Below are 15,918 nucleotides of genomic sequence, written 5' to 3' on the forward strand. Positions count from 1 at the left end.
AGTACAAATGTATAAATCTTTTTTGATTGGTTCTAAAAGCATCATGCTCATCTCGTTGAGTATGTTACCTATGCTTGTATCGGCGAAAACTATTTTAATTTTAGGAGATAGTATTAGTGCCGGTTACGGAATTGATCCCAAACAAGGTTGGGTACAATTGCTGCAAAAACGTTTAGACCAACAGTATCCCAAACAGCACAAAGTGGTCAATGCAAGTGTTAGTGGAGAAACAACCAGCGGCGCTTTAGCCAGATTACCTAAGTTATTGCAGACCTATAAGCCTAATGTGGTCGTGATTGAATTAGGTGGGAATGATGGTTTACGTGGGCAACCCCCTCAAATGATTCAACAAAATCTGTCTCAACTGGTTCAATTAAGCCAAAAACAAAAAGCTAAAGTTATTGTTTTTGGTATGAAAATCCCGCCAAATTATGGAACTGCGTATAGCAAAGCTTTTGAAAATAATTATAAAGTTGTCAGCCAAAAATATCAGGTGAAATTACTGCCATTTTTCCTAAATGGTGTCGCAGGTCAAAAACAGCTTATGCAAAATGACTTGATTCACCCAAATGCACAAGCACAATCAAAACTAGTTAATTTGGCTTATCCATACATAAAAGGTGCCCTGTAGGCACCTTTTAGTTTTAAGAATTATTGCTAATATGATTAGAAATCAAAAAAAGTAACTTCGCCAGTTTCTAGCGAATATTCAGCACCAACAACAATTAATTTACCTTGTGCAATTAAATTTTCTAGCACAGCCGAACCATGACGTAATTGATTTACTGAAGCAAAAACGTTCGAGCGCACTGCATGGCATGAAAGTTTTTTCAAATCATTTTTTAGATCAGTTTGCATCAAAATTTCAACTGAAGGCCGAACACGGTTCACAATCGACATTAAGTTTGCAGAGGGTGGTTGATCAGGATTCATCAACGTATCAATTGTTGCTTGAATCGCGCCACAATGACTATGTCCTAATACCACAACAACTGGGCAGTCATAACGCTCTGCTGCGAATTCAACACTACCTACTTGTGAAGGTGCAACGACGTTACCCGCAACACGAATTACGAATAAGTCACCAAGACCTTGGTCAAATACCATTTCTGCTGGTACACGAGAATCTGAACAACCTAATACAATCGCAAACGGATTTTGATCCTTTGCCATTTCAGCGCGTTCATGATGCGATAAGGTTTTTGCAAGGGAAGTATTTCCATTTACAAATCGTTGATTACCAGCTCTCAGACGATCTAAAACTTCTTGCGCAGTAGGCATTTTATATTTCCATTGTTTTTTCAAGGTTGGAAATCATTTTAATGTGTCAAATTTTGAATGTCACTGACAAAAAATTAAATCCTTTCCCATGAAAAATTTTAAAAATATGTCCTCTACTTGAATAGAGAATTTACTGCACATTTGCTACTGTTTAGCGAAAAAATAGACATACTTTGGTTCTCGGATTGACTATAATTTTTGTCCTTTTGATCATTGGGCAAATGACTCATTGGCAAAGTTTTTCAATAATTTTCAAACTCGCTTATGCCTCAAGGATGAAATCTTATGACAACGCTGTTTGTATCAACCAAAACTACCCTAAAAAAAACAGCTATGGCACTTGCCTTGGCCTGTAGCCTTACAACAATAACAGGTGTTTTTCAGACGCAAGCAGCTGATACGATAGATATAAACTTTCAGAATATTTTACAACAAGAGCGCAGTTGGGCAGGTTTACAAAGTAAAAGTTTAAAAGTTGGTGATATAACTTGGTCATATAGTGAAGGTGGGTCTGCCACTAAACCCACTTTACTCCTTATTCATGGATTAGGAGGGAGTCGTGATAACTGGAACCGTGTCTCTCGTTATCTGACAGCAAATTACCATGTCATTATTCCTGATTTACCTGGCAGTGGTGAAACCTTAGTTACACAAGACTTTGATTATTCAGTGCCTAATCTTGCCGAAAAATTACGTCGTTTTGTTGAAGCTGCAAATTTAAAAGGCCCTCTTCATATTGCTGGCCACTCACTTGGCGGTTCAATTGCCTTACTCTATGCTGGACAATATCCATTTGAAACCAAAAGCCTATTCTTAGTTGATAGTGGCGGTATTTTCCGTTCAGCAAATACAATTTATCTAAAAGATCCTGCTTACCTAAAACAACTTTTAGTATCTAAAAAGGGTGACTTTAACTATTTATTAAAGCAAACCATGTCTAATCCTCCGTTTATTCCAAAAGAATTTTTAGAAGCTCAAGAAAAGCTGATGATTAATCAGGCACCTCAAACTCAAAAACTGGTTGATCAACTTATTGCACTCAATAAAGTCTACACGCCAGATTCATTTGCAGTTCTCACCAAGACAATCGATGCACCGACACTAATTTTATGGGGTAAGCAAGATAAGATTATTAATGTCGAAGTCGCAAGTGAACTAAAACGACTTTTAAAAAATGCCCAGCCTCCAGTTATTTTAGAAAATGTCGGCCATATGCCGATTTTGGAAGCTGAGCAGTTGGTTATTCAACAATATGTACCGTTTTTACTTAAAGTAGAAACAAATCAGTCTTTAAGAACGACTACACCTTAAATAAAACTTCGGACTTGTGAGACCTTATGTCTACCCAACCGCTTATAGAAAAACTCATTGAAGCTCATCTTGATTTTTTAGATGAAGAATTCGCTCAGCCCCATGTTATCCAACAAGAATTTGAGCAATTTTATCATTGGTTGGGTAGTCGGCAACTACAACACCTCTGGACCTTTGAACAAATTCAGCAGCTGATTCAAAAGCAGATTTTAGACACCCCTGCTTCTGATTCCCTGCTTGAACAAATTGCAGAACATATCCGCTTTGCATTGATTCACCCAACCAATGACACTACAACAATTGAAGATGTTATTCCTGTTTTAACAATTGACGGAATTGCGCAATACGTTGCAAGTAAAGAACAGCATCGTAAAAAAATCATTAAAACGATTGTGAATAATCCTGCATTTTCAGCACTTTTGACTCAACTGATTCAACAAACAATGCATGACTATTTAGATGAGTCGATGTCAAAACGTGTGCCGGGCGTAGGGCGCTTTATGAAAATGGGGAAATCTGTTCTGGAAACAGTGACTGATTCAAATCTAGACGACACGATTAATCATTATTTGCAAAAGAATATTTTAAAGCTCAGCCAAATGAGTGAGCGTGTTTTAAACCAACATTTTGACAATGATAAGCTCTACCATTTTCAAGCAAATGTTTGGCATAAAGTTAAAACCATGCCGCTTTCTGTTTTAAAAAATTATGTAGAAGTTCAGGATTTATCAAAAACTGTGGGTTTAGGACATGAGATTTGGGATCACATTCGCCAAACTTCTTATTTGAAACAACAAGTACATGATGGTATTTACACGTGGTATGTGCGTAATCAGGAACATAATTTTGACTTGTTACTTCGTGATCTGAATATAGATGAAAGCTTAATTCAACATGAACTGACTCAGTTACTTGTTCCCGTATTACAGCAATTAGTTGCAACAGGGCATTTAAGACGACGTGCTCGTGTTTACCTAGAGAAATTTTATTATTCTGAAAAAGCATTAGATATTTTAAATAACAAAGGCGCTTAAAGCGCCTTTGTTATTACTATGGATTAAAATGAATATTTTAGAGAAGCGTAATAAGCACGACCTGGCTCATTGTAAGTTTGGCTAATCGAATTACTGTCTCTTAAAATTTGTTTATCAAATAAGTTGCTTACACCAATACGGGTACTAATATTGTCTGAAATTTTATAACCCATATTAATTCCAGCGGTACTATAGCTTTTTACAGTGCTTGGCTTAATCGCAGAATTTGATCCACCTGAACCAATGCCAGATTCGATTCTATTTTCGGCAAACTGACGTGATTTTTGACGGCCATATTGAGTGAAAACAAAATTCACATCTAACTGATCTGTAATGTCGTAATCAAAGATTGAGTTAATTGTATAGTTTGGAACCAAAGATAATGGATTACCCGTTTGCTTATCTTTCGAGTCCATCATATAGGTAAAGTTATTGGTCCAACGAATATCGCCAAAGTCTAGTCCCAAACTTCCTTCAAAACCTTGAATTAATGCCTTAGGCGTATTTTCCCAACGTAAGATATTCCACTTGGTATTGGTCACAGCTCCTGTATTTGCATTGGTGCTTGAGCCATCGACTGTTCCAACAACATTAGTTCCTGCCACAATCTTATCTTTATAGTCATTACGGAACCAAGTTAAGCTTGCATTCACAATATCTTTTTGGAATTGGATTCCTAACTCTTTGTTTACCGAAGTTTCAGGTTTTAAATCACCATTACCTTGTAATAAACAACGCGAATCAATATTGGCTGGACAACCATTGCCGTTTGTACTGAGTAAGTACCCTTCGGCATTTTGATACATGTTTGGTGCTTTATAAGCTTTTGCTACCCCACCTTTTAAAGTGAAATAATCATTAAGTCTTTGAGTAATGTTTAAGCTTGGGCTCCAGTTAGAACCAGATTTACTATGGTCGTCGAAACGCAAACCTAACACGGCATCAGTGCTGTCTGTGAGTTTCAAGTTATCTTCGATATATGCAGAAGCAATACGTGATTCCATTTTACTGCGATTGCCTTTGGCTAATTGATCGCCATAACCTGAACCGCTGCTATCTGTACCCTGATTTGTCGAAATATTATCTTTAAATCTGTCTTCAACCCATTCAGTACCGAGTGTTAATACGTGTGGTACATAATACTCAAACGGAATATTGGCTTCACCATTCAACCGAAGAGTTTCTAATCTTGAAGTGGCTTTATCATCCAGATTATTAATTTTTCCTTCTGTGCTGCCGCCAAGACCTTCCGGAAGACGTTTATTATGAGTCTTATCATATTGAGCAACTAACTTGCTCTTACCCCAAGACCAGTCCCCTTCATGGGTTAATGCATAGCTATCGCGGTACATCGTATTGGTTTCTTTACCAATAAGTTCCGAGAGAATTGCATCTGCTTCAGCATTTGCATTTAACTGAGAATCGCCAGAATAAATATTACCTTGCTTGCTAGATGAAACATCAAGTAAGACGGTTTGCTGATCTGTTGCTTGCCATGCTAAGCGTCCCGAAATATCTTTATTTTTAACGCCTTCACGCCCAGCGGCTGTACTTCCAATTGATTTATTAATATCAACATCGTCAGATTCTGTTTTATTGTAATTACCATATAGACGGTATGATAGAACATCTTTAATCAGTGGCCCACTTACATTAAAACCAACACGATTTGATGAACCTTCTTTAGAATATTCGGGTTGTGATGTATAAAATTCTACCGAGCCATGGGTTTCGTTAGTGACTTTTTTAGTAATGATATTGACTACACCACCTGCCGCACCCGAACCATATCGAGCTGCCGCTGGTCCACGTAAAACTTCAATAGATTCGATTGCTTCTGCTGGAACCCAGTTTGAATCACCCCGTGTATCACGCTCTCCTTTCCAACCATAACGAACTGAATTACGAGAGTTAATCGGTTTTCCATCCACTAAAATGAGTGTATTTTCAGGACCCATTCCACGAATATCAATTTGTCTATTATTACCACGCTGCCCCGTTGCGCTATTGCCTGTTAAATTGACACCCGGCATACGACGCACATAATCAGAAATATCATTACGAACTGGTAGTTTTTCTAAATCTTCTTGGGTGATCACTGATACACCGAGCGATTGCTTTACTTGCTCTTCAGCCGTTACAAAAATTGTTTCCAATTTCACAGGTTCAGCAGGCTTTTCTAATGCTTGTTCAGCTTGTTCTTGCTCATTTTTTGCAGCATAAGCCATAGACATCATACTTGCCAGTACTGAAACAGAAAGCACTGACTGGATAATACGCTTCGACATAAGTATTCCCAATATATTGATTTATTAAACATCTCTCATTTTAAGTTCCGCATTGTAACAAATCTAAATAAAATTACAAATGATATTGATAATAATTATCATTATTTATATTGAATAATAAAAAAGCCTCAAATCGAGGCCTTTTTATTTCACTTTTCAAATAATTTGATTATTTGAAATAAGCACCCTCAGCTTGGGTATGGTCAGTTTCATCAACCACACGTTGTAGCTCAGGAATATTCTCTTTCAAAGTCGTTTCTACACCTTGTTTTAAGGTAACGTCAATTGCAGAACATCCTTGGCAACCACCACCAAATTTCAAGACAGCTGTTAAACCATGTTCTGGATTATCTTGTACTTCTACCAAGCTACAATTTCCGCCATGCCCTGCAAGACCCGGATTAATTTCTGCTTGAAGAATGTAAGTAATACGCTCTTCAATTGACGCATCTGGACCAACTCGTGGAACTTTAGAGTTTGGAGCACGGAAAGTTAACTGACCACCAAAACGGTCCTTGTTATAATCAATTACAGCATCTAAAAGGTAAGGAATAGATGGTGCATCAATATATGCAGGGAAATCAGGATAGTCCTGTTTATAATCCGTCGGGATCACTTCTTCTGGTGCACTATATGCCATACAGCATTCTGCACGTGGCGTACCCGGATGTTCAACAAAAACTCGAACGCCAATTCCCGGAGTATTTTGTTTCGACAATAAATCGTGCAAATACTCTTGTGCAGATGGGGTAATCAAAAGGTTTGGAATTTCTTCTGCAACAGCAGTGTTGGTGTTCTCAGTCGACATAACAATATTCCTCAAGCTGATGCCTTTATATTAACTGAAGATGAGGTAGATTGAAAAAAAATCAACTAAATTTGTCGGATTTATACACAACAGGGTTTCAACTTAAGTTTTTAATGGCATTATTGGGCTCAGTATTGATCATTTTTTAAATATTCCTTATGTTGCATTTGCCGTTTAACCATACCATTACCCTTATTATTATTACGGTCATTGTCTCTTTACTTGCTTTTAGCAACCAAAATGTGATGAATCGACTTATCTTTTGGCCACCAGCAATGCAACGAGGTCAATTTGATCGTTTCATTACTCATGGCTTTATTCATGCAGATGGAACCCATCTACTTTTTAATATGATCACCCTGTTTTTCTTTGGCAGCATTATTGAAAGTTTTTACCGCCAATATTTTTATGACATGGGTTTTGTATTGTTTTACTTAGGTGCTTTGATCTTTGCGATTTTACCTAGCTATTTACAACATAGAAATGATACAAACTGGGCCAGTCTAGGCGCCTCTGGTGCTGTTTCCGCTGTTTTATTTGCCTATATTTTATTCCAGCCATGGAAGCTCATTTTTGTATTCTTCATTCCAGTACCAGCCATTATTTTTGCTGTTTTATATGTAGCGTACAGCATTTGGGCTGGCAAACGTGGCAATAGTCATATCAATCATAGTGCTCACTTGTGGGGTGCAGCTTATGGGGTCATTGTAACCATTTTGATCGAACCAAAAGTGATTCCACATTTCTTAGACCAGCTTACTCGCTTACCGTTCTAAACTAAAAATTCAAAGAAAAGCCCGCAATGGGCTTTTCTTTTTTTCTCATTTATTTATCACCATAAATTCTCAGTCTTTTTTCTGATTTTCTTTGATCTTTTCCTTGTTTTGATTGCAAAAACCATCTGATTAAACTCATGCCAATTCTTTTAATAATTCAGATGATACAATGAAGTACAAAGCAATTTTATCTAGCCTTTCCATTGCCTTATTTAGCTTATCTTTAGCTGGGTGTAATGACAACGATTCACAAGAAACTGGTGTAAGTAAGCCACAACAGCCCAATATATTATTTATTATGGCCGATGACTTAGGCTATTCAGATTTAGGAGCTTTTGGCGGGGAAATTCATACACCAAATATTGATAGCCTATCTCAAGAAGGCCGTCTTTTAACTGATTATCATACTGCCCAGACCTGCTCACCAACACGCTCACAACTCATTTCTGGTACTGATCACCATTTGGCTGGTATTGGTGCAATGGCTGAGCTCACGCCAGAACATTTGAAGGGACAGCCAGGCTACGAAGGATATTTAAACGAACGTTCATTATCAATTGCACAAGTGCTGAAAGATAATGGTTACCGCACGTACATCAGTGGCAAATGGCATTTAGGGCTAACCCCTGAAAGCAACGCCCATGCAAAAGGTTTTGACCATTCATTTACCTTGTTACAAGGGCTAGATCATCACTTTAAACAAGCTCCAAGTGCATTTAAGCGAAATTCAACATATACAGAAGATGGGCAAATTGTTCCTGTTTCGGCATTGCCTGATGACTTTTTTTCGACTAACTATTTTACCGATAAATTACTTAGCTATTTAGACTCTGGTAAAAGTAGTGGAAAACCCTTCTTTGCCTATGCAGCCTATACTGCACCTCATTGGCCAATTCAGGCACCTGCTGAGTATCGCGAACGTTATCGCGGAGTTTACGATGTTGGTTACGATGCAATTCGTAATGCGCGTATCGCACGCCAAAAACAGCTTGGCATTATTCCTGCAAATTTTGATGCAGCAGAACCAATTTCCACTCAAAACACCCCACAAAAATATGGAAAATGGAATGAATTAACAGCCGAGCAAAAAGCACTTGAAGCCCGAAAAATGGAAATCTATGCAGGTATGGTAGAAAATCTAGATGCCAACGTGGGCCGAATTATTCAATATCTCAAACAAAATAATCTTTATGACAATACTCTAATTTTCTTTGTTTCAGACAATGGTGCAGAAGGTTTTGTACGTGGAGGATACGGCAGTGAATCTGGCTTTGATAACTCTGTAGCAAATGTAGGTATGCCGACTTCGTATCACTATATTGGACCACGTTGGGCTGAGGTTAGCGCTGCGCCATTCCATTTATGGAAAGATACAGCCGGTGAAGGCGCGACCACGGCCCCTGCTATTGTGAAATTACCACATCAGAAAAAAGCAGAAGAAACCAATAACAGCTTTGCATCCGTGCTCGATGTTTTCCCAACTTTACTAGAATATGCTCATATTCCAGTACCTCAAGGCCAATATAATGGCCGTACTATTAATACGCCATCAGGGATTTCATGGAAGCCTTTGCTTGAAAATAAAACAACTACGATTCGCCCCGAAAATTTTAGTTTTGCCGATGAGTTACATGGCAGTAAATATGCAAAACAAGGCGAGTGGAAAATTGCACTTCAAGGGCGCCCTGAATTAGGTACAGGAACTTGGGAGTTATACAACATTAAAACAGACCGAGGTGAAAGACAGAACGTTGCTCAGATTTACCCAGCTAAAGTCCAAGAACTTTTATCGGTCTATCAAAAATATACTGAAAAGAATGGTGTGCAGGAATATAACGCTAAATGAGATTAAAACCATTTTTAGTTACCACCATCAGCCTGTCTTTTATGGCGGGCTGTAGCCAACCTTCACAAGTTTCTGAACCTGTATCATCGTCTCAGAAACAAACTTCTTTAGCTGACTTAGGTTCTATTGAAAAGTGTAAAAATTACACAGGACTACCTCAAAGTTGGCTGAAGAAACCCACTGCTGGAATGGTTTTAATTGCCGATGGGAATTTTAATTTTGGTTCTGAGAAAGCCTATCCCGATGAACTTAATTTTGGAAAAAAGCAAAGGGAAGTTAAAGGCTTCTGGATTGACCAGACTGAAGTCACCGTTGCTCAGTTTACAAGTTTCGTAAAAGCAACGGGCTATATCACCGATGCCGAAAAACAAAAGCAGGCCGCAGTTTTTTCACCAGACCCTGATCATCCACAGCAATGGTGGCAGCTAAAGTCAGGTTATACATGGAAAACTCCAAACGGGAGTAATGGTGCCGTAGCAAACCCTAATGAACCTGTGCGATATGTGAGTAAAAATGATGCTGAACACTATGCAGTTTGGCTTGGACATGATTTACCAACAGAACTAGAATGGGAATACTCAGCTAAAGCAAATTCTCAAACTGATACACCATTACATCAAGCCCCTACCGATGAACACCAACATCCACAAGCAAATTACTGGCAAGGTGAATTTCCTTTTCAAAACCTAAATCAAGATCATTTTAAAGATGTTGCGCCTGTTGGATGCTTTGCACCAAATAATTTTAAGCTATTTGATACGATTGGAAATGTATGGGAATGGACATCTTCTGCCTATCAAGGTGCTCATGAACAACATATGGGAAATTATGCTGATTTAAGACAACAACAAATCACCAGAACACAATATGTAATTAAAGGCGGATCTTTTCTTTGCGCACAAAATTATTGTTCACGTTACCGAAGCAGTAGTCGCTATCCGCAAGACTTTGATCTAGCAGCAACTCATGTTGGTTTTCGAACAATTTTACGATCTCCTTAATTTCTTCTTAATTCCACTAATTAAAGATATTTTTTTAACCAAAATTAGGTCGAAAAATAATCAAAATATTTCTATAGTATAAAAGAGAATGATAAAAAAGTGAGAACATGATGAAAAAACTATTTCTTTGCGCGGCAGCCATTTTCACAATGTCACTGTCAGCCTGTGCCGTTCACACCCCAGATGGCAGTATTGTAATTGACCCAGATTCACCTTACTACGGACAACCTGGAGGCTTTTGCCCACCAGGACAAGCGAAAAAAGGACGTTGTTAGAAATACCTACTTCCAAATAACTTAAAGTTATCTGGAAAAATAAAGTTCAATAAAGTGATGAGTTGAATAGTAAATGGAGGGTCTCAGCCCAAAATAGATGGGATGAAACTAGAAAATTATGGTGCAAAAAAATCACCATATCCCCAAGATTTTTAAAAGACAATCTTATGTTGTCTTCTATCTAGTTTCACCCCAATTCTTTCTTATTCAATCTGACTTTTCTTATCTTTTAATAAAAAGTCTAGTTTTTAATCATTTCTGTATCTGTATTATTGATACATTTTGAACATTTTACCTTCAGGTTAAAACTGATGTATTTGCTTAATACAAAATAATCATTTATGTAACATAAGTCTATAAAAATGTTCTAAAAATGTGAAAAAAATTAAGACTAAAACGAGATGAATTTATCATAATAAATTTCTATTTCACGCTTCATCACAAAAATAATCAATATTATTTTGTCAGTTATTGCCACTCGTTTCCTTTCATTGGCATAGATAATGTATACATCTGTATATTAACCCAGTCGTATAACGAGATATTTTATGTCCAGCACAAGTCAAGTCGAAGGTCTACAATTTCCAGTACACGCCTCAACAAAAAAACAAAGTACATCTCTTACAGGCCAAGAGATTTTGTCAGAGGCTTTATCTGTCGTAGATAATAAAACCGCGCAACAAGTGCTGAATGAAAAAAACTGGCGAAAAAATTACCCTATATATTTTAAAGCACTTGTTAAACACGGGATCTCTAATAGTAGCAACCCAATTACTATTGCTAAGCAAGGTTTGCATAAGGCTCACCATATTTTTGACTTTTATCGTGATAGTAAACATTATTTTTTAAAAGATGCGGTTCATATTGCTTCATCTACATCTCTTCATACAGTAAAACTTAAAGGTGAAAGTGAAGCAGCACCAGAGTGGTATGTTCCTTATAAAGGACAAAAGCTCAGTGGACAAAGCTTGCTTGACCAAATTCAGCGTTGGGAAAATGCAGGCATTATGGAGTCGAGCCATGCTCAAGCTTTACGTGAAGCCGTAGCCCACCCTGAATGGTTTGATTTATCTGATCGAACTATGGTGCTGTTTGGTGCAGCTTCAGAAGCAGGCCCCCTACCTTGGTTAGCTAAATGGAAAGCGAATATTATTGCTGTCGACTTACCAAACTCACGTGTCTGGGGTAAAATTTTAAATACGATTCAACAAGGAAACGCAACTCTCATTGCACCATGTGTTGAACCAGTTGATTCATCCGCAAAAGTTTCTGAGTTAAAGGATAAATTGGGTGCAAATTTACTAACTCAATTACCAGAAATTGCGCAGTGGTTAGTTCAGTTTCCACAAAAATTAGATTTGGCTGCAATTGCCTATTTAGATGGGGAAAAGCATGTTCGTGTTTCCATGGCAATGGACAGCATCATGCAATTTGTAAGTGAACATAAACCAGATACAAGCCTTATGTTTATGTGTACGCCAACCGATGTTTATGCGGTTCCTAAAGAAGTTGCCAAAGCTGCTCAACAAAAGTTTAAATCACGTACAAAAATACAAAAAATGGCGGTGAAAGGTGTTTCCGCTCTTTCGCTCAATCGTTTTTTTCAAGCGCCATATCAAGACTTAATCGCTTGTGAAAATGGAAAAACTTATGGCATTGCCGACTGTCTAGTTGTTGAGCAAGGGCCAAATTACGCCTTGGCAAAACGCATTCAACAATGGCGTGCTATTTTGGCCCGCCATCAGGGACAACAAGTAAGTATTAATATTGCTCCATCTACAACGACTCACTCTGTGACTAAAAATCCATTGTTGAAAGCAGCTTTTAATGGTGCAGAGCTTTTTGATGTAGAAGCATTTAGCCCTGAAACGACCAATGCAATTATGGCTGCAATCTGGATTCATGACTTAAGAAATGAGGCTTCTGTAGCAAATCCTGAAACTGAGCTGGACCATCCGCTTGAACTCATGATGGAAGGTGCCAACCACGGCGGATTGTGGCGTGTTGCTTATTTAGCAAGAACTGCCCTGCCTTTTGCTGCAATCTATGGCTTTGCAATCGAAAAACTACCATTTGGGAAATCATCTAAAAAATAATGATATTAAAGCCCAATTCTAGAATTGGGCTTTTTTCTATATTTATCTATTTATTTTGAAAGTGTGATAGATATTTTTGCATTTCATCAGGCGGCACCATACCGCCTCCTGTCGCCCATATCACATGGGTTGCCTGTTGTAGTTTCTCAGCTGATAGTTGATGTAAAGCCAAATAATCAGGACTCGTCTGGACATAATATGGCCCCATCATTCCAGCTACCGCAGAAGGCTCAAGTTGAATATTTTCGGTTTGATTTAAAAGTGCAATGAGCTCATATAAACGTTCATCATCAATGGTGTAGTAGCCATCAATTAACTGCTGCATAGCACGTCCCACAAAACCTGAAGCACGGCCTACTGCGAGCCCATCTGCGGCAGTTACGTTATCGAGTCCAATGTCATTCACTGAAATCTGATCATGCAAACCTGTATGGACACCCAGTAACATACATGGCGAATGGGTGGGTTCTGCAAAAATGCAGTGAACATGCTCACCAAAAGCAAGTTTCAACCCAAAACTGACACCTCCAGGGCCACCACCAACGCCACATGGCAAATAAACAAATAATGGGTGTTCAGCATCGACTTTAATTTGTTTTTGCTCAAATTGCTGTTTTAAACGTATTCCTGCAACTGCATAACCTAAAAATAATGTTTTTGAGTTTTCATCATCAATAAAAAAGCAGTGCGGATCTTGCTCTGCTGCTTTTCTTCCCTCTTCAACAGCGACTCCATAGTCACTAGCATATTCCACAACATTAACGCCCAGTGAACGTAGTTTATCTTTCTTCCACTGCCTCGCATCGGCAGACATATGAACAGTTACTCTAAAGCCCAGTTTGGCACTCATGATACCAATCGAAAGCCCTAAATTTCCTGTAGAACCTACCGCAACTTGGTACTTAGAGAAAAACGTTCGAAATGAGTCTTGATCTAACTTACTATAATCGTCTTCCAACTTGAGAAGTCCCGCCTCAATTGCCAACTTTTCCGCATGAGCCAAGACTTCATAAATACCACCACGTGCTTTGATTGAACCAGAAATAGGTAAATGGCTATCTTTTTTCAGCCAGAATGTTCCACTCAACTGCACTTGTTTTGTTGAAGATAGTGCTTGCTGCATATGGGCAATTTCAACTATTTCTGATTCAATTTTTCCATGTTGTGCTTGAGTTTCAGGAAACACCTTTGCTAAGTACGGTGCAAAGCGCTCTAATCTGGCTTCTGCTTCACTTACGTCCTCTGCTGTGAGCCCAACTTTTTCTAAAGCTTCTTTTAAAGGATAGCAATGTGGTATAAACCAAAATATCTCTTGATAATTCTGCAATTTTTCAATAAGTGGGAATTGTTGTTTTAGCTGATCTATTTGAATCGCATCCATAATCTATCCTGATATCAAAGTTTTAAGCCTAGCCTCTAAAGCTGCTTGAGACTTTATAACGTCTCGTTAATTTATAGTTGAATGTACATGAAAATAGACTGAACATTAAAAAGAAACAAATAAAAAAGCCACTGTGAACAGTGGCTTTAATTTTTAAAGACGTTTATACAAACTGTAAGAATAACCAGTACAAACCGCCTGACAAACAGATTGTTGCAGGGAGTGTAAATACCCATGCAGATAAAATCGTTTTAACTGTATTAAAGTTTAAACCAGATCTATTCGCTACCATGGTACCTGCAACAGCACTGTTTAAAACGTGTGTTGTTGAAACAGGCATACCTAAACCGTCAGCAGCTGCAATTGTACTCATTGCCACAAGCTCAGCAGACATCCCCTGACCATAAGTCATATGATGCTTACCAATACGCTCACCTACAGTCACAACAATACGTTTCCAGCCAACCATGGTGCCTAAGCCAAGTGCCAAAGCAACTGCTACTTTTACCCAAGTTGGGATGTATTGTAAGAATGAATCTAAGCTACTACGGTATGCTTTCACGAGTTTTTCTTGTGACTGATCCATTTTCGGTAATGCATTCGCTTTATCCAAACGTTTAAACGATGTGGTGCTTAAATACATGTCATTACGAATTTCGCTAATTGCAGCTTCTGGAATATCTTTTAAGTTGTTATAGCTAGAAACACGCTCACCCAAATGATCCGTCATGCTTGCCAATGCAGGCATTACTTCCGGAGTTTGCTGTTTAGTTTGAATATATTTAGTCAAAATAACACGTGCTTTTTCATCGGTTAATTCTGGCTGATTTTGATTCAAAAATACGGCAGTTTGAGAAGAAAGCTGATGGAATGATTGAACTTGTTGTGTATCAAGGTTTTTATTTAATGAATAAGCCAAAGGCACCAGACCAACCAAAATCAGCATGATGAGACCCATACCTTTTTGACCGTCATTAGAACCATGTGCAAAACTTACACCTGTACAGGTAAAAATCAAGATTGCACGAATGATTGCTGGTGGTGGTTTATTCCCTTCAGGTGGCTGGAATAATTCCAATTGGCGTTTAAAAATAGTTTTAACCAACAAGAATACAATCGCTGCAAAAGCAAAACCAATTAAAGGTGAAAGCAATAATGCTTTACCAACTTTAATCACCTGATCCATATCAACACCACTGGTTGTTACGCCAGTCGATGCACTCAATAGATGGTTCATAATGCCCACACCCAAGATTGAACCAATCAAGGTATGAGAACTAGAAGCAGGAATACCCAAGAACCAAGTACCAAGGTTCCAAAGAATTGCAGCAATGAGAAGCGCAAAAACCATTGCGAAACCTGCACCGCTACCCATGTTCATAATCAATTCAACAGGCAACAATGCAATAATGCCGTAAGCGACTGCGCCGCTTGCAACCATTACCCCAAGAAAATTACAAAAACCTGCCCACATGACTGCAACTGGTGCAGGTAAAGCATTGGTGTAAATCACTGTTGCTACTGCATTTGCAGTATCGTGGAAGCCATTTACAAACTCAAAGCCTAATGCAATCAAGAGTGCTGTAGATAAAAGAATAACCGAATAAAGACTCAAAGGCGGTACGTGTGCTAAATCAGCACTCACCTGAAATCCAATATAAATAAGCGTTGCAACAATAATCGTCAGAAACACCGGCATAAAAAACTTAGGTGTCGGGACATGTACATTCGTCGATTTGACTTGCAGGTTTGCCGCAAGTTTTGAATCCGAAACAGGGGGTAGATTAGAATTCATGCAGACGGTAAGAGGATAGAAAAATC

At 38.3% G+C, this 15,918-nt stretch carries 13 protein-coding genes; 8 read left to right on the top strand and 5 right to left on the bottom strand.

The genetic code is table 11. The features are described from left to right. The first annotated feature begins 7 nt into the window (after positions 1–7). Positions 8–631 (top strand): arylesterase, encoded by a 624-nt coding sequence (locus tag AC2117_RS13760; RefSeq protein WP_133974850.1) that lies wholly within the window; start codon positions 8–10, stop codon positions 629–631. Positions 632–666: 35 nt separating this feature from the next. Here AC2117_RS13760 and AC2117_RS13765 read toward each other — a convergent pair whose 3' ends face one another. After that, the gene (locus AC2117_RS13765) at positions 667–1,281 is read right to left on the bottom strand and encodes a carbonic anhydrase (protein ID WP_075431290.1); all 615 of its coding nucleotides are present in this window, start codon (positions 1,279–1,281) and stop codon (positions 667–669) included. Between the two features lie 285 nt (positions 1,282–1,566). On the opposite strand from AC2117_RS13765, the gene AC2117_RS13770 reads away from it, so the two are divergent. Next, complete coding sequence (locus tag AC2117_RS13770) at positions 1,567–2,592, top strand: alpha/beta fold hydrolase (RefSeq protein WP_133974852.1); 1,026 nt, start codon at positions 1,567–1,569, stop codon at positions 2,590–2,592. Between the two features lie 26 nt (positions 2,593–2,618). Then, on the top strand, positions 2,619–3,626 hold the full coding sequence (locus AC2117_RS18890) for a hypothetical protein (RefSeq protein WP_171459071.1): 1,008 nt from the start codon (positions 2,619–2,621) through the stop codon (positions 3,624–3,626). A 23-nt stretch (positions 3,627–3,649) separates the two neighbouring features. Here the strand turns inward: AC2117_RS18890 and AC2117_RS13780 are convergent, their stop codons facing one another. Together AC2117_RS13780 and nfuA are read right to left on the bottom strand one after the other, a co-directional pair. Further along, positions 3,650–5,914 (bottom strand): TonB-dependent siderophore receptor, encoded by a 2,265-nt coding sequence (locus tag AC2117_RS13780; protein ID WP_133974853.1) that lies wholly within the window; start codon positions 5,912–5,914, stop codon positions 3,650–3,652. 169 nt (positions 5,915–6,083) lie between these two features. Continuing rightward, a complete protein-coding gene (gene nfuA, locus AC2117_RS13785) occupies positions 6,084–6,722 on the bottom strand; it encodes a Fe-S biogenesis protein NfuA (protein WP_133974854.1) in 639 nt (212 codons plus the stop codon). A 158-nt stretch (positions 6,723–6,880) separates the two neighbouring features. Between nfuA and AC2117_RS13790 the strand changes: the two genes are divergently transcribed. The 5 genes from AC2117_RS13790 (at position 6,881) to AC2117_RS13810 (ending at position 12,716) form a co-directional block, all read left to right on the top strand. Further along, positions 6,881–7,498 carry a rhomboid family intramembrane serine protease gene (locus tag AC2117_RS13790; protein ID WP_133974855.1) on the top strand — a complete coding sequence of 206 codons (618 nt, stop codon included), beginning with the start codon at positions 6,881–6,883 and terminating at the stop codon, positions 7,496–7,498. A 169-nt stretch (positions 7,499–7,667) separates the two neighbouring features. Then, positions 7,668–9,344 carry an arylsulfatase gene (locus AC2117_RS13795; protein WP_133974856.1) on the top strand — a complete coding sequence of 559 codons (1,677 nt, stop codon included), beginning with the start codon at positions 7,668–7,670 and terminating at the stop codon, positions 9,342–9,344. Next, positions 9,341–10,345 carry an SUMF1/EgtB/PvdO family nonheme iron enzyme gene (locus tag AC2117_RS13800; RefSeq protein ID WP_227549203.1) on the top strand — a complete coding sequence of 335 codons (1,005 nt, stop codon included), beginning with the start codon at positions 9,341–9,343 and terminating at the stop codon, positions 10,343–10,345. Before AC2117_RS13795 ends, AC2117_RS13800 begins: the two co-directional genes overlap by 4 nt. 110 nt (positions 10,346–10,455) lie before the next feature. Next, entirely contained in the window at positions 10,456–10,620 is a 165-nt protein-coding gene (locus AC2117_RS13805; protein ID WP_133976375.1) for a hypothetical protein, read from the top strand. A gap of 548 nt (positions 10,621–11,168) precedes the next feature. Next, positions 11,169–12,716: a hypothetical protein gene (locus tag AC2117_RS13810; protein ID WP_133974857.1), complete on the top strand. Its 1,548-nt coding sequence runs from the start codon at positions 11,169–11,171 to the stop codon at positions 12,714–12,716. 46 nt (positions 12,717–12,762) lie between these two features. Here the strand turns inward: AC2117_RS13810 and AC2117_RS13815 are convergent, their stop codons facing one another. Both AC2117_RS13815 and AC2117_RS13820 read right to left on the bottom strand, forming a co-directional pair. Next, positions 12,763–14,097, bottom strand: a complete 1,335-nt coding sequence (locus AC2117_RS13815; RefSeq protein WP_133974858.1) for a D-serine ammonia-lyase — start codon at positions 14,095–14,097, stop codon at positions 12,763–12,765. A gap of 163 nt (positions 14,098–14,260) precedes the next feature. Continuing rightward, complete coding sequence (locus tag AC2117_RS13820; RefSeq protein WP_133974859.1) at positions 14,261–15,892, bottom strand: inorganic phosphate transporter; 1,632 nt, start codon at positions 15,890–15,892, stop codon at positions 14,261–14,263. Positions 15,893–15,918: the final 26 nt, after the last annotated feature.

This window comes from Acinetobacter calcoaceticus, from assembly GCF_900520355.1.
GTDB lineage: Bacteria > Pseudomonadota > Gammaproteobacteria > Pseudomonadales > Moraxellaceae > Acinetobacter > Acinetobacter calcoaceticus_C.